Source organism: Vibrio sp. T3Y01, from assembly GCF_013114525.1.
GTDB classification, from domain to species: Bacteria; Pseudomonadota; Gammaproteobacteria; order Enterobacterales; family Vibrionaceae; genus Vibrio; species Vibrio chagasii_B.
In genome coordinates, this window is sequence record NZ_VTXJ01000001.1 from 370,452 (window position 1) to 384,916 (window position 14,465).

A 14,465-nucleotide genomic window follows, 5' to 3' on the forward strand; every position below is an offset into this window, starting at 1 on the left:
GAAATCGACTTCAAAGGTATGCGATGAACCCTTATAAACTATATCTAGTGACTGACGACCAACAAGATTTAGAAACGCTTAAGTTCGTAGTTGAGCAAGCGGTTGCTGGTGGCGTCACTATGGTTCAAGTTAGAGAAAAACATGGGGACGTAAGAGCATTCATTGAGCGTGCAGAAGCCGTTAAATCGGTTTTAGCTGGAACGGGCGTGCCGTTGATCATTAATGATCGAGTCGATGTGGCATTGGCCGTTGATGCCGATGGTTTGCACTTGGGGCAATCGGATATGCCTGCCGTGTTAGCACGCAAGCTGATTGGTGCGGATAAGATTCTTGGGTTATCAATTGAAACTGAACAGCAGCTACAAGAAGCCGATAGCTTGCCGATTGATTACATTGGTCTTAGTGCACTGTTTGCGACACCGACCAAGACAAACCTTAAGAAACACTGGGGTTACGAAGGCATTCAAATGGCGTTAGAAACGACCAAGCTTCCGATTGTTGGGATTGGCGGTATCAACGAGTCGAACATCCCTCAGCTGACTGAAACGGGTATTCACGGCTTAGCGTTAGTATCTGCAATCTGTCACGCCGAAGATCCTAAAAAGGCGACGCAAGACTTGCTAAATCTGATGGGAGAGTGAGTTTGTGGTGGCTAGAAAACAAATGAAGCGAGTCATTTGTTTTCTAGTTAGCGCGTATGAAAGCGCTCAAGGGATCTTCAGCTGAAGATAGAACCTAACTTACTGAATACACAGAGCAATGGTGCCGATGATCATCAGAGCGATGGCTGCGTACCAACCGTATTGCGAGGTTTTATCGGCAACGAAAATCTTGATGTAATTGATTTCTTCATGTGCCATCGCAATAAAGTCGGTGTAGTTAATGGATAACTCACGACTTGTCTCTTTTAAGTCATTTTGTAATTTGTTGAAAGCCTCATCGATGAAGCCTTTTGTTTCCGAAGCTGACGGCGTTGCAGCCATCGTTAGGCTGTTCCAAACCGCCATACGCGATTCATATTCACTTTCACTGACACAATTAAGTACGCGTAAATCATACTCTCGTTTGTTACGCTCTTTACCCATTTTCTCAGGGCAAATGTTTCTTAAAACGTTCACGACAAATTTTCCAAAAGGTTCATTTAGATATAAAAAAGCACTCGAAGAGCACTCATAAACTGGGGCGAATTAAATTCAAAAAGTGATCTATTTGAAGCTGTCATAGGCGATGTTAGCAATGCCCATGCTGGAGATTTGAGGTTAGGTCAGTAGTGTTAAAGAGCGACTTGGATTGATTCGTTAACCATGTATAGGCACGACAACCCCTTTCGGATCGCAGTTTAGTTATGTCACTTTGGGACATCAACTAGGGTGTTTTGTCCAGACGACAAAGATATTTATCGGTGAAATGTGTCGAAATGCGGTAGTGCGGCGAAACGCACTACCGATATTGCAGTGTAGTTTTAGCTAGTTTGCTTGCCATTGATTGTATTGCAAAGAGTATCCTTCTAGCTTCTCAATTAGACTCGTGAGCACCGGGCCATTGATGTGACGGCGTGACACCAGACACCCTACCGGAGTTATCCAGCCACCATGCTCGTGTGCAACAGGCAGGGCAACGAGTTCTCCTTTATTTATGCCTTCCATGACCATCATTTCAGGCACATTTGCCCAACCTACGTTTTGTTCTACTAGGTCGATGATGGTTTTGTGCGTGTTGGCATACCAAAGCATTGAGCTGATGCCATAGGTGAACCACAGCTCACGTTGCTTTGAGCTGCGGTGTACGCATTGTCGATAGCGTTTTAAGTCTGAATCTTGAACTACTGGTAGCTTGCTGAGCTCATGATCGGCAGAGCTGACGGTTAGGAAGCGTGCTTGGCCCAACAAAAAGAAATCCATATCAACTTTGAGCTCTCCATCCGCATAGATAATGCCGATATGTGCTTTTCCTCGTCTTACTAAATCCTCTACATCGAAGGTGGATGTCGTAATAATTTCGAAGTGTGTGATTGGAAACTGATCGGCTAGGGAGCTGATTATCTTGATGAAATTTTTATCTATGATGCTTTCATCGATAGCAACAATTAGCTCATGCTCGTCTTCTTGTGCCAGTGATTCTACTTTTTGGTCGAAGTACTTTTGTTGATCAAGAATCAATTTAGCGACAGGCAATAAAGCTTTACCTGTAGAGGTTAAAACGGGGATGTTCTTCTCTCGATTAAACAGCTCTTGGTCGATGGCAATTTCTAAGTTGGCGATCGACTGACTAACACCGGACTGAGCTCGTTTTAACTTACGCGCTGCCGCAGAAAAAGAGCCACTTTCACACACAGTGACGAAGACTTTTAATTGCTCAAAACTGTACATGTTATCTCTCGCGACTTTGGGATTAGACTGAATTGCTCAGGCTATCACTATTCGTGATGGCTGTTAACTTTCTCTTATTATTTCGGGTGACATAATCCTAGCTAATCCAACACATACTTGATTATTTAGAGGAATGTATGAGTACGTTAGAAAGAGTGTTTCACTCAGTGTTATTCGAAGTTTTGGCCGTAACGCTTTCAATAATCGGCTTAGCAATATTTACCGATCACGATGTGAGTGCCTTATCAGGAACCATGATAGTTGTTGCTACCATCGCGATGGTTTGGAACTACTGCTTTAATCGCATTTTTGATCGCTACTTCACCGGTGAGAAATCAGAGCGTTCATTGAAATTACGAGTGTTTCACGTCGTGTTATTTGAAGCGGGTTTGCTCATTGCAACTATCCCCGTCATGGCTTACTTACTCAATGTAGGAGTTTGGCAGGCATTCTTGATGGATATCGGCGTGACCATTTTTATTACCATTTACGCGTTTCTGTTCAATCTGGTATACGACCATGTTCGAGTTATTTTGGTGCGTAAAGCTCAGCCTCTAACTCAATAAAAGGGTTCGATACTAATACTCACAAGTTACACGTGTCATGGTTACTAACCAGTTGTTTATTGGTGAGTTTAATGAACTGTTCTGGTTAGTAAGCCTATGTGAAGTTGTGTTAAATCTGCTATCTTAAGTAAGGAAACAATTTAAGTTCATGAATGAACAGAATAAGAGGAAAGGATGCCTAATACCCCTCATACAATGGCAGTGGTCGATAAGAAAGAGGTTGAGCTTTTCGCTGAACTACTGAGCCACATCGATGGCGAAATCTACACCTTGTTACGTAGCGCAAAAATCCCCAACGATATTCTTACTAGTAATGATCATTACGATTATCTCCCAGAGACAACTATAAAAAATGTGGTCAAGATTATGGGAGAGTCAGCATCACGAGAAGAGTTTTCGCTGTTTATGTGGAGCTTTTGCAAGCAAACCTATGTGCCTAGGTTTGTGGCAAAACTGAATCAACAGGACTCCCTGAAAAGTGCACTTGACCAATTTAGTGAACAGCTAAAGTTGGTATCCAATGGTGCTCACGTCTATACCAAACACGCAGGCGGTAAGTGGTGGTTTGTTCGTGAGAAGCCATTTACAAACGCTCCTTGGTTTAAGTTTGCTGAACTGTTCTCGGTTATTTTTATTAATGAACTGATTTCAGTGTTAACGCAGGGGCGTTGGAAGCCATCGGAAGTCGGTATTCAGAGTGATGACCTTGAATGCTTCCAATCTTTGCCTCAAATGGGTAGCGCTCAGTTTTTCACACACAGGCCAGTTACGGCTTTTGAAATCCCAGAAGCGATCATGCTTGAGCCAATTATTTTGCCTAAAGCCCCCCCTGTTCTTGAATCCAGTGCTCCTTTGCCTAGCTCTTTCTTAAGTGCTTTTAAACTTGTCATTAAACCGTACCTGACTATGGGAAAACTCCCGATTAGTCTCGCTTCTGAAATCTTAAACATGCATGTCAGGACTATCCAGCGCCGTTTGGAGCAAGAAGGAGTCGTCTACAAAACTCTGATAGAGGAGATGGTATTGGAGCAAGTATTGGAATTGCTTAAGCAGCCAGATTTGTCGATTACACAAGTAGGGGCAAAGATGGGCTATTCCGATTCATCTCACTTCACTCGTGCGTTTAAGCGTCAAATGAACATGACGCCAAGACAGTACCGAAAAGAGCACAGCTAATGTCGGTAAGCAACAGTCTATAAGTAGCAGTACAAAGCTATCAGTAAGAGATCCGGCAATAACAACTCCGAAGTGAAACTCTAGCCAGTGACTAAAAATTCCAGCCTGAACGCAGAATTATTTATTGTCACCAAATGGCCATTTATCAACCTTGAATGCTGGCAACATCACTACTAAGTTATTGAATGTGGATGAGTTGTTTTTGCCTCGATTATTTCACAGAATTTTGATTAGATTTTTGTGAGTGTCATAACCAATAAAAACATCTTTGAAACCTCATAACACTCATTAGTAGTTACGGAATCGTTATGGGAAGTGGACGCCACTAACAAACGGAATCAAGGTGTAAAAATGAAAAATGCAGGCTTAAAGCTCTCTGTTGTCGCTCTTTCGTGCTCATTTGCTCTTTCTGCAAATGCAGCATCAACGCTATTTACTAACGTCGATGTGTTCAATGGTACTGAAAACAAATTGTACGAAGACCATCACGTATTAGTCGAAGACAACCTAATCAAACAAATTTCGGCAAACCCAATTGAAGCCAGTGAAGCTACCGTCATTGAAGGTGAAGGTAAAACGTTAATGCCTGGCTTAATCGATGGCCATGCCCACGTTATGATTAACTATAATTTTGGTGACATCGAATCCAATAAAGATCTCACTGACATCTCTATTCATGCAACGCAAGTGGCTAAGCGCTACTTAGATGATGGTTTTACAACCGTTCGTGATATGGGCGGACCTGCCTTCGGTTTGGCTCGCGAAATTGAGAGTGGCAATGTTGTTGGTCCTCGAATTTATCCGTCTGGTGCATTTATCTCTCAAACATCAGGTCATGGTGATTTCCGAGATAGAAGTGATCCCGGTTTCACGCCTAATTCGGTAGGGGATATTTCTAACTTTGAAAGAATGGGCATTGGCGCTGTAGCCGATGGCGTGCCTGAAGTTCTCAAAGCGACAAGACTGAACTTACGCAATGGTGCGACTCAGATAAAGATCATGGCTGGTGGTGGTGGTTCATCTCGATTTGACCCGATTGATACCACTCAATACTCGGTAGACGAAACCTGTGCCATCGTTGAAGCAGCAAAAGATTGGAACACTTATGTTGCTGCGCATACATTCAATGATCGCTCGGTAAACCGTCTTCTTGATTGTGGTGTAAAAACCTTTGAGCACGGATTCTTTATTAATGACGACACGATGAAGAGAATTGCAAAAGAGGGCGGATATGTTGTTCCACAAATGTGGGGGCTATCGCCAGATCTAGCAAAGAACCCTCTTATGCCTGCAGAAAAACTTCCTATGGTTGCTCAGCTTCAAGAGCAGTACGGTGACTACGGTAAACGCTTACTTGAAAATAACGTGAAGGTTGTTTTTGCATCAGACTATGTAGGTGCAGACTCAGATGCCGAGCGAGCTCGTCGTTACGAAATCTACTGGAGAACGCAAGCGTTTGGTAGCAACTTCGAAGTGCTAAAACAAATGACTTCTACAGCTGGTGAAATGTTAGCAATGTCAGGCCCTAGAGGCACAACCCAAGGCAAGTTAGGTGTTATCGAAAAAGGTGCCGTTGCAGATATCTTATTAGTAGATGGTAACCCATTGGAAGACATAAAGGTATTAGGTGCGACCACCGAGTGGTTTGACGCCGATCCTGAATACAAAACTATCGATACGATTAAATTGGTAATGAAAGATGGCGTTGTATACCGCAATGAAATGTAATCTTTGGCTTGATGTTTAATAGTTAGGTAGGGGAGTGCCTCCTCTACCAAACTTAGCTTAACGATGTTTTTGTGAGGTAAAGTTTCATGGTTATTTTGAAGCCAATTTTTTCGCTGTTTGTATTTTGTTGTTTGTCGTTTCCAGCACTAGCTAACGAAGTGAAGGTTACATACTGGGACGAGCTAGTTCCAAGCATGGAGTTGATAGAAGACCCATTTCAAAAGCTTGATCGGAATCAGATGTTTGATATGGCGACCATTGCTCGCTTTAAAGACGCGCAAACTGAAGACGGTTTTGTCGCAAGTGACGAAGCAAAACAGGAAATAGTGGAAGTAACAGAAAGGCTTAAAAAGCAGGACGTGGATGTTGAAGCGTTGTTTGTTGCTCGTGAGCAGATTATGAAGCAGCGAGAAGCGTTAGGTTCTAAACCAAATAATGAGGTTGTAGGTAGTAAGCATCGAATCCCTGGCTATATCACTCCGATTGAAATGGACGGAACTAAAGTTACTAAGTTCTTCTTAGTGCCTTCTGCCGGAGCTTGTATCCACACGCCGCCACCTCCAGCGAATCAATTGGTGCTGATAGATTACCCTCAAGGCATTGAATTAGTGAGCTTAATGACGCCGGTTTGGGTTGAAGGTGAGTTAACTGGGCATCAATCGAAAGAAAATGTGAATTACTCTGACGGCGCAGCCAACGTACAGTCGGTATATGCAATGAAAGCGGACGGTATAGAACAGTATCAACCTTAAGCTAACGCACCTAGTGCGCTCCAATCTCATGTTGGAAGTATTTAAATCACCCAGTGTCATCAAATGACAATTTTCAATGTGAGTAATAACTAAAATAAAACTAACTTAAAAAGCACTGGTGACATGATGAATTCAAGATTATCTAAAGTAAGTATGGCAATTGTGATGGCGGCTAGCCCAATGAGCGGCGTTGTTTATGGCGCCAACTTTGAGGGCCCTGACTCTGTTGAAAATACAATTGCAGAGCAGAAAGCACAAAAGAAATCTTGGCGAGAGTCATTAGCCGAGGATGGTTTTACCTTTGGTGCCGATTACTTTGCTTTAGGGTTAACCTCTGGGGATGGTGCTGGTGGTGATAGCGTTAATGCCTCATCAGGTGTCGCTCGACTCTATGGTTCATGGCACCTGCTAGGCAAAGATACACAGAACTCAGGTAGCTTGGTGTGGAAGGTCGAGCATAGGCATGCTTATGGCGATACTGCGCCAAAAGACTATTCATTTGGACCTCTTGGTTACGTCGGGGCGATTGGTCCAGCATACAGCGACCAAGGTTTTCGAGTGACAGACTTGAACTGGAAGCAAAAAATAAATGACGGTAAAGGCACTATCGTTGTCGGTTGGCAAGATGTGACGAACTATGCCGATGTCTACGCTCTCGCAAGCCCTTGGTCTGGTTTTACGAACTTAGCATTCTCGACAGGCTCTGGCGCAATGGGTCTACCGGATGATGGTGTATTAGCGCTCTCTGCTGGTCATATGCTGGGTGAGAACTTCTATGTTGTCGGTGGTATTGCTGACGCTAATGGTAAGTCTGATGAGATTTTTGATGGCTTTGACACAGCCTTTGGTAGCGATGCTTCTTACTTTACCACGCTGGAATTAGGTTGGACAGCTTCGCAAGAGCAGATCTATACCGATAACTTTCATGTGACCTTCTGGGACTTCGGTGACGATACGCGTCATAGTAATAGTTTATCTGCGGAAGGTGGCTCAGGCGTTAATTTCTCGTGGAGTCAGTTCACGAGTGACCAAGTGATGCCGTTTGTTCGCGGTGGGTTATCAGAAGGGGATGTAGCCCTTTACGATAAATCGATTTCTGTTGGTATGGGTTACTTTGGATTAGGAAAGCCAACCAACAACTTAGGTGTGGCACTGAACTGGGCAGAAGTGAATGGTGATTCTTTTGCAGCTGATGCCAAAGCAATAAGCGGCAGCACAGAACAATGGACCGCTGAGGTTTACTACAACATGCAGTTTGGTGATCACTTCCAAGTAACACCTGACATTCAGTACATTAAAGATCCAGCGTTCTCCAATGAAAGCAGCGCGTGGGTGTTTGGTATTAGAGCGAGAGTGTTTATCTAATTCCGCTACTTAATTATCTTGTTTAGAACTAAAAAGTGAGCCCATGGTGGCTCACTTTTTTGTTTCTAGTTCGATTAAACCTTATGTAATCGAGTCCTTAGGCTTTTTCAGTCTTCTGCGTATCGTCCAATGCAAAGTAGATCTTAGAAACAATCACTTCGGCAATCAGAATCGTAAATACCACAGCAAAGAAGGCGACCACGCCATTCCAAGGGCCACTGAAATCGACTCTGTCACCAAATAGGATGTTGATCGCTTCTAGCATCACGAACTTTGAACCGACCAGAATGACATAGCTAGACAAGCCTCTGTAGATCTTAGGCGCAGTGCCCGGTTTCGACTTAAAGTAATCTGCCAGTTTATGCTCTAACCCAATAGACAGTTTGAGCAACAGCTGTAGCAAAATCGCGGCAGCAAACGAGATGGTGAATGACTCGATATTGACGAAGTCCCAGTATTCATCAAAAAAATTAAGAACGGTTAAATCGACGAGTACCGCAAGGGTGTATCCGACAAAGAGTCGTTGGGGCGTATTAAATCCATATACTTTTTCAATATTGCTCATCTACTTCTTCCTGAGTAAAGGGTTATAAAAAACTTAGGAGATAAATACAGAATATTCAAACGCTTACTGCTCAGGATGCGAAACAGCTCTTAAAGTGTGCGTGGCGCATTATGGTAAGTATCCCGAGTGGGAATGATTCAATATGAGTTCTCGGATGAGTTCTCGGAGAGTTCTCGACATGAGCCTACGATTTACACAGAGGTAGATATGATTATTCACTTTAGAATCCAAGACGTAGAAGAGCTTTGGGGATCAATAGATTTGGCAACACTCTTACAATTAGAACTGAGAGGGGTATCAAGCACACAATTAACTATCTGATTGAAATAGCGAAATTACCAATTACACTTGAAGCATAAGTTTGAATGGAGTCAACTTAATGCTTTCACCCCAGTCGCTATATCCCCCTTCTATTGCTTTACTCTTAACGGGCCTTATTTCTTGTTCCGCCTATGCATCCAACGAAGCGATTCAACATCGGCTAGAGAAGATCTTCGCCGTTTCTATTGCGCTTACTGACAGCGATGCCGTTTCAATTGGTTTTGTCGATTTTGACCCGAACTCGTTCATCAATCTAAACGACAATGGCTTTGGTTCTGATAAAACTATCGACACCCGGAGCCAAGTTAGCGTTGGTTCTATTCCTTATTCTTCCGTGGTTAAAACCGATGATCCTGACTTAGATTTGATTTGGTCGGTACGAGGGTCTTATGCGCTCTCTGAGCAAGATATTGAGATTTCACCTGATGTTACATCGGACCGCAGAGTTAACCCCAATAAAGACTCAGTATTGGGTCTGTATGGCTTTTTCGGCGCTCAAAGCCATTTAAATCAACATTGGTCTATCGCGTATGGTTTGGGCACTCATTTACTCTACTACCGCAATAAATACGAATATAAAAATAGCTACTCTCAAGCCTTTCAATCTCAGCTCGATGGATACGCGTTGAATACTTCTGCATGGGCATTGATTGGCGAGCCGTCGGTCAAACTCAAATACCTACAGAAACAAGAGTGGGGAAGTTGGAATGTTTCATCAAGAGCGCGTTATTTCTATGGAACGGGATGGGGCGAAGCCAATGATGGCGATATCGGCAACCCTGAAGGTTTGAGGTTTATCAATGAGATTGAATTCAGACAGAATGTGGAATTAGATGCTTGGTCTTTAAAGAACCCTCAAATTCATTACAACTTTCGAAGAATCGATGTAGCAGGGGATCTAACAGACCCGCTTGATACGCACTATTACTATGAATTTGGCGCAGGGTTAGTCTTTGATGTGCCTTACGACTCTTACTTCTTTGATAACTTTGGTGTTGGGATCAACTTTAACTACGGCAGTTCATTGAGTGGGGGTAGTTTGCTATTTTTGCTCAATAACTAGCATAAGTCGTAGAGTGCGCGGCTCAGCATCTAATTTGAATTTGTATGTGTCGTAAAATGGTAAATCTTGTTGGTAAAACTTAGTCATCATAGCGCTCTATCCATCACCCGAGCACACTATGAACAAGTTAAGTTTTGATCGCAGAGCACCGTTTTACGTTGTCTCTGTGCTTGTCTTAAATACGTTAGTTAGCTTGTGGTTGCTGAGCATCGCTTCCACTGCAGCCATGGTTTTTTCCGTGTGCGCGCTATTTCTCTTATGCACATTGAGCACAGCCCGCTTGTATCGACACGAAGTTAATCAAAGCCAGAACAGTCTGTCTGAGGCGATCATTGATGGCGTGGCTGGCTTTATTGTCCTCGATAGTCAATTGAGAATAATTCAGGTTAATCAGCAGTTTTCTCGAGTCTCTGGTTATGCGTTTGACCAGGTCGAAGCTCGCCCCATTTCTGATCTCTGTTTTATGAATAACAGCGGTCTGGTATCGACCATCGCTACTTCCCTTAAACAAAACCAAAGGTGGAAAGGGGAGTTGAGCGGTGTTAGCCGCCTTGGCGAGCATTTCACGGTTAACGTGGTGGTTGAAAAACTCTCGGAACTATTACCACATAACGAAAAGTACGTGGTCACGTTTACCGATATCAGCAAACGAAAGGTTTTAGAGCGTCGTTTAAGAGTGCTGGTGGAAACCGATTCACTAACTGGTTGTTGGAACCGACGCCGTTTCGATAGAGATTTGAACCACTATGCAAATCTCGCGGAGCGTTACGGCTATACACATTCTTGTTTGGCATTGATCGATTTAGATCATTTTAAAGCCATTAATGATAATCATGGTCATGACCAAGGTGACGCGGCACTTAAAGAGGTTGCAGAACTACTGAGAAACAACAGCCGTGAGACTGACATTGTGGCACGAGTGGGTGGTGAAGAGTTTGCCATCCTAATGCCAGAGACCAACCTGGCCGATGCGTTTGAAGCCATGTATCGATTGAAAGAAGTGATTACCAAAGGAACGACCTTGAGCCTAACTGTGAGCAGTGGGGTGTCTGAAATACAGGCTCAAGCTGAAGCGACTTATCGCAGTGCAGATAGGGCGCTTTACCGTGCCAAAGGTAATGGCCGAAACCGAGTATGTAGTTCTAGCTCAGGCTACCCGACACCTATCGTTTTAGGGTAGCTGGATATAGTGTTACCACCATTCTCTTCCCTTTCTGGAGCAACTATCTTCAGGCTGGGAAGAGATTCTGGTAGGAAGGTTTCTAGCCAGAGATTGAGCGTTGATAAATTTTTGGCGTCAGTCCTGAAACGCGCTTAAAAGCACGTGAGAAATGCGAAATGTTGGTGTAACCCAATTGGCTAGAGATGTAGGTCAGGGTGTGGCCCTCTTCCATCAGCTCACAGGCTACGGAAAACATCAGGTTCTCTTTAATTTTTCGATAGGTCGTGTTTTCGTTTTTAAGCTTACGTTGAAAGGTTCTCACTGAGAAATTAAGCAGCTCCGCCGCCTCTTCAAGCGAGAGGTCTTGCTCTTTCATATAGGGTTGGAGCAGTTCATAAACGCTGTCGGTAAAGCTGGTGTGCCATTCAACGATAGCAGGCTTATTACTTAAGTCTTTAGCTGTGAGGCGAATTGGCAGTTGTAGAATCTCATCTGGGATCATCACGGCGGTTGAACTGTGGTCAATAAACAACTGGCAATTGCTCGGAACCAAGGTTTTGACGATATCGGTGTCATGCCCTTGCAAACGTAACTTGGTAGGTTGCCAAGGCGATTGAGATAAAATCGTGATCAGCTCAATGATGTAGGTGATGGCAAACACTTCGCCCCATTGGAACATAGATGAAGGCTCGTCTCGCGATGTTCGGCAAAACCAGCTCTGCCCGTGTTCGACAACGAAATCGACACTGCTGCCTGGAGAGTCATAAGCGAAGATTGTGTTGATGTGTTTTAGTGCGTCGCCAATGGTTTCGAACTCGGTAAATTGATGCAAGACATATGGGATGATTCTTCGTCTGAAAGCAAGACCAAGTACATCCGTAAAGCGGGATACCCCCAATTGTGACGACGTTAGATAAATCAATCGCTTGATCGACTCTGATGGCACAAAGTCACTTTCTGACTCTATCAGGTCCGGCGGCAGCCCTGAGTCTTCGAGTAGCTTGTGTAGATCTAGCCCATGGTCCGTGAATATTTGCACTAAGATCTTGGCGTAACTGGTTTGTATTACTGGTACTTGATAGGGGCTATTGGCCATGATCAATCAATCCTTGTGTATTGATACATAATTGGACGTGCATATCATTTACGACACTTTGTTTAGTAAATCTAACCCTAATTACTTGAGTTTTCCATGGTCAGGTTTATTTTTAAGGTATTAATTTTGTTGATTTTAGTTATTGAGAAGGGAGTCCCATGTCAGAAGTCGAAGGGAACAAGCAGGATGTAAAAGAAGAAAGCGCTCAGCCGGAACAGGGCAAAGATAAAGTGAGAAAGGTAACCAATTATCTGCTCGCTTTCGTCGCATTCACACTGTTGTTCAGCATCATTGCCGATCGAATTATTCCAATTACCGATAATGCTCGTGTTAAAGGTTACATTGTTCCTGTTAAGCCTGAGGTGTCAGGCAAAGTGTTGGACATTTTGGTTCAGCCCAATCAACTGGTTAATCAAGGTGACACGTTAGCCGTTCTCGATGACTCAGATTATCGAATTGCGGTACAGCAAGCAGAGCAGAATCTTGAAATTGCAGGGCAAAATGTCGGTGCTCAAACCGCAAGTATTGCTTCTGCACAGGCTAAGCTCACTTCTGCTTTGGTTGAGAAACAAAATACTCAGCTGCAGGCCAAGCGTATCTTGGAGATGGCAGACAAAGGTGTGGTTTCCAAATCGGATGCAGACGAAGCTCGAGCGGCTTTGGCAACAGCACGAGCTAACGTGACCAATGCTGAAGCGGATTTGGAACGTGCTAAGCAACAAATGGGTAAACAGGGTGAAGAAAACAGCCAAGTGAAAGCAGCATTATTGGCGCTTGAACAAGCTCAGTTGAACCTTGAACGTACTGTTATCAAAGCGCCAACGCAAGGCGGTGTGTCTAACTTCAGCCTATCCGAAGGTTTCTATGCTTCCGCAGGTCAGGCGATCATGACGTTTGTGTCGACGGAAGACATCTGGATCGAAGCTTACTATCGAGAAAATAGCTTAGGTAATGTCACGGTTGGTGATGAAGTGGAAGTGGCTCTGGATTTTGCTCCAGGCAAAATTGTTAAGGGCCGTGTGAGCAGTATCGATTGGGGGGTCGATTGGGGGCAAAACGATCAGGCAGGTAAGCTTGCTCAAGCGAGCCAACAAACAGGCTGGTTGCGTCAAACTCAAATGTTGCCAATTACTATCGAGTTTGAACGTGATGCGATGCAAGGTATGTTGCGTGTCGGTGGTCAGGCCGATGTCATTGTCTATAGCGGTGATAACTTTGTTTTCAACGCAATAGGTAAAGTTTGGATTCGAATTATAAGCGTATTGTCTTATGTCCGATAAGCCCGTACTCGACCAACAAACACAGCAACGGATCCTGCGGTATACCGTCGGGGTCACGTTGGCTGTCTTTTTGGCGGCATGGATCAACTGGCCACTTGCGTTCGTCGCACCGGTATTCACCGCTAAGTTTTTAATCGACAAACCTAATTTGCATAAAGAAACCGTTTACGAGCTTTTGTTGGCGGTGGTTACCACTATGGCGTTAGGTTTGTTGTTGTCTCGCGGTATTACGCATTATCCCATCCCTCTGTTGATATTGGTGGGTTTGATGATGCTGTGGGGCTATTACTTGTTTGTTGACCCTAAATGGAATCTGTTCGCTACCGTCTTATTAATTGCTGTATTGATGCTTCCATTCATGGCGATTGATAACCCAGGTGTTTCTGTGCTACTGGCATCAGGCTTGGCAACCTCGGGTGTGGTTTCAGTCATGATCTTTGCTTTGGTACATGTGTTTTTCCCTGAACCTAAGTCAGAGTTTTCCGGTTTTGCGGCAGCGCCACTTGATAAGAAGCAGCGTTGGTATGCGGCCTTTAGGGCGATGATTATCTCTTACCCTGTTGTGTGTTTTTTCTTTATTTTTCAAATCTCTGAAGCGTTACTGACAATGATGTTTATTGCATTGTTATCGTTAATGATTACGTCAGAGAAATCGATAAAGTTGAGTGCGTTTCTGGTGATCAGTAATGGTATTGGGGGCTTGTTAGCGATTGCGGCTTTCTCAATTCTTTCTATTGTTCCTAATATTGTCTTCTATTCTTTGTTTATTGGTTTGATCGCCATTCTTATGGCGACCAAGATATATACCGTTCCAGAAAAAGCGCCGATTTTCGCGACTGCATTCAGTACTTTATTAGTGCTGGTCGGGAGCACATTGATGAGCTCAGGCGATATCGACAGCAACACATTTATACGCATATTCCAATTAGTGTTGATTGGAATTTATATGATTTTGGCTTCGCTCTTCCTTGAAACTAGGAATTGGAAGTTTTTACAAAACCAGACTTAATTTTTGCCCTAAC

General features: G+C 43.7%; 14 protein-coding genes. 10 read left to right on the forward strand and 4 right to left on the reverse strand.

Annotated features, from left to right (window positions below):
• Positions 1 to 23 precede the first annotated feature (23 nt).
• On the forward strand, positions 24 to 641 hold the full coding sequence (gene thiE, locus F0232_RS01585; protein WP_105058341.1) for a thiamine phosphate synthase: 618 nt from the start codon (positions 24 to 26) through the stop codon (positions 639 to 641).
• 99 nt (positions 642 to 740) lie between these two features.
• On the opposite strand, the gene F0232_RS01590 is transcribed toward thiE, so the two are convergent.
• Positions 741 to 1,085 (reverse strand): hypothetical protein, encoded by a 345-nt coding sequence (locus F0232_RS01590; RefSeq protein ID WP_004738871.1) that lies wholly within the window; start codon positions 1,083 to 1,085, stop codon positions 741 to 743.
• A gap of 381 nt (positions 1,086 to 1,466) precedes the next feature.
• On the reverse strand, positions 1,467 to 2,369 hold the full coding sequence (locus F0232_RS01595) for a LysR family transcriptional regulator (RefSeq protein WP_061032311.1): 903 nt from the start codon (positions 2,367 to 2,369) through the stop codon (positions 1,467 to 1,469).
• Positions 2,370 to 2,506: 137 nt separating this feature from the next.
• Between F0232_RS01595 and F0232_RS01600 the strand changes: the two genes are divergently transcribed.
• From F0232_RS01600 to F0232_RS01620, 5 genes are all read left to right on the forward strand, one after another.
• A complete protein-coding gene (locus F0232_RS01600) occupies positions 2,507 to 2,935 on the forward strand; it encodes a PACE efflux transporter (RefSeq protein ID WP_061032312.1) in 429 nt (142 codons plus the stop codon).
• Between the two features lie 195 nt (positions 2,936 to 3,130).
• Positions 3,131 to 4,111, forward strand: coding sequence for an AraC family transcriptional regulator (locus tag F0232_RS01605; RefSeq protein WP_105058848.1), 981 nt, complete (start codon positions 3,131 to 3,133; stop codon positions 4,109 to 4,111).
• Between the two features lie 351 nt (positions 4,112 to 4,462).
• Complete coding sequence (locus F0232_RS01610) at positions 4,463 to 5,839, forward strand: amidohydrolase family protein (protein ID WP_061032313.1); 1,377 nt, start codon at positions 4,463 to 4,465, stop codon at positions 5,837 to 5,839.
• 86 nt (positions 5,840 to 5,925) lie between these two features.
• The gene (locus tag F0232_RS01615; RefSeq protein WP_061032314.1) at positions 5,926 to 6,591 is read left to right on the forward strand and encodes a DUF3299 domain-containing protein; all 666 of its coding nucleotides are present in this window, start codon (positions 5,926 to 5,928) and stop codon (positions 6,589 to 6,591) included.
• 165 nt (positions 6,592 to 6,756) lie between these two features.
• On the forward strand, positions 6,757 to 7,956 hold the full coding sequence (locus tag F0232_RS01620) for a carbohydrate porin (RefSeq protein ID WP_105058340.1): 1,200 nt from the start codon (positions 6,757 to 6,759) through the stop codon (positions 7,954 to 7,956).
• 97 nt (positions 7,957 to 8,053) lie between these two features.
• Here the strand turns inward: F0232_RS01620 and F0232_RS01625 are convergent, their stop codons facing one another.
• Positions 8,054 to 8,521 carry a hypothetical protein gene (locus F0232_RS01625; RefSeq protein ID WP_105058339.1) on the reverse strand — a complete coding sequence of 156 codons (468 nt, stop codon included), beginning with the start codon at positions 8,519 to 8,521 and terminating at the stop codon, positions 8,054 to 8,056.
• Positions 8,522 to 8,900: 379 nt separating this feature from the next.
• Here F0232_RS01625 and F0232_RS01630 point away from each other — a divergent pair, with 379 nt between their 5' ends.
• Both F0232_RS01630 and F0232_RS01635 read left to right on the forward strand, forming a co-directional pair.
• Positions 8,901 to 9,905, forward strand: coding sequence for a Solitary outer membrane autotransporter beta-barrel domain (locus F0232_RS01630; protein ID WP_105058337.1), 1,005 nt, complete (start codon positions 8,901 to 8,903; stop codon positions 9,903 to 9,905).
• Between the two features lie 118 nt (positions 9,906 to 10,023).
• The gene (locus F0232_RS01635) at positions 10,024 to 11,085 is read left to right on the forward strand and encodes a sensor domain-containing diguanylate cyclase (protein WP_061032317.1); all 1,062 of its coding nucleotides are present in this window, start codon (positions 10,024 to 10,026) and stop codon (positions 11,083 to 11,085) included.
• Between the two features lie 82 nt (positions 11,086 to 11,167).
• Here the strand turns inward: F0232_RS01635 and F0232_RS01640 are convergent, their stop codons facing one another.
• Complete coding sequence (locus F0232_RS01640) at positions 11,168 to 12,163, reverse strand: AraC family transcriptional regulator (protein WP_105058336.1); 996 nt, start codon at positions 12,161 to 12,163, stop codon at positions 11,168 to 11,170.
• A 158-nt stretch (positions 12,164 to 12,321) separates the two neighbouring features.
• Between F0232_RS01640 and F0232_RS01645 the strand changes: the two genes are divergently transcribed.
• On the forward strand, positions 12,322 to 13,443 hold the full coding sequence (locus F0232_RS01645; protein ID WP_061032319.1) for an HlyD family secretion protein: 1,122 nt from the start codon (positions 12,322 to 12,324) through the stop codon (positions 13,441 to 13,443).
• On the forward strand, positions 13,433 to 14,452 hold the full coding sequence (locus F0232_RS01650) for a DUF2955 domain-containing protein (protein ID WP_061032320.1): 1,020 nt from the start codon (positions 13,433 to 13,435) through the stop codon (positions 14,450 to 14,452). The genes F0232_RS01645 and F0232_RS01650 overlap by 11 nt, the downstream gene beginning before the upstream one ends.
• Positions 14,453 to 14,465: the final 13 nt, after the last annotated feature.

Coding starts and splice junctions, on each gene's coding strand:
- thiE (WP_105058341.1), top strand. CDS start 24: ATGAACCCTTATAAACTATATCTAGTGACTGACGACCAACAAGATTTA.
- F0232_RS01590 (WP_004738871.1), bottom strand. CDS start 1,085: ATGGGTAAAGAGCGTAACAAACGAGAGTATGATTTACGCGTACTTAAT.
- F0232_RS01595 (WP_061032311.1), bottom strand. CDS start 2,369: ATGTACAGTTTTGAGCAATTAAAAGTCTTCGTCACTGTGTGTGAAAGT.
- F0232_RS01600 (WP_061032312.1), top strand. CDS start 2,507: ATGAGTACGTTAGAAAGAGTGTTTCACTCAGTGTTATTCGAAGTTTTG.
- F0232_RS01605 (WP_105058848.1), top strand. CDS start 3,131: ATGGCAGTGGTCGATAAGAAAGAGGTTGAGCTTTTCGCTGAACTACTG.
- F0232_RS01610 (WP_061032313.1), top strand. CDS start 4,463: ATGAAAAATGCAGGCTTAAAGCTCTCTGTTGTCGCTCTTTCGTGCTCA.
- F0232_RS01615 (WP_061032314.1), top strand. CDS start 5,926: ATGGTTATTTTGAAGCCAATTTTTTCGCTGTTTGTATTTTGTTGTTTG.
- F0232_RS01620 (WP_105058340.1), top strand. CDS start 6,757: ATGGCGGCTAGCCCAATGAGCGGCGTTGTTTATGGCGCCAACTTTGAG.
- F0232_RS01625 (WP_105058339.1), bottom strand. CDS start 8,521: ATGAGCAATATTGAAAAAGTATATGGATTTAATACGCCCCAACGACTC.
- F0232_RS01630 (WP_105058337.1), top strand. CDS start 8,901: ATGCTTTCACCCCAGTCGCTATATCCCCCTTCTATTGCTTTACTCTTA.
- F0232_RS01635 (WP_061032317.1), top strand. CDS start 10,024: ATGAACAAGTTAAGTTTTGATCGCAGAGCACCGTTTTACGTTGTCTCT.
- F0232_RS01640 (WP_105058336.1), bottom strand. CDS start 12,163: ATGGCCAATAGCCCCTATCAAGTACCAGTAATACAAACCAGTTACGCC.
- F0232_RS01645 (WP_061032319.1), top strand. CDS start 12,322: ATGTCAGAAGTCGAAGGGAACAAGCAGGATGTAAAAGAAGAAAGCGCT.
- F0232_RS01650 (WP_061032320.1), top strand. CDS start 13,433: ATGTCCGATAAGCCCGTACTCGACCAACAAACACAGCAACGGATCCTG.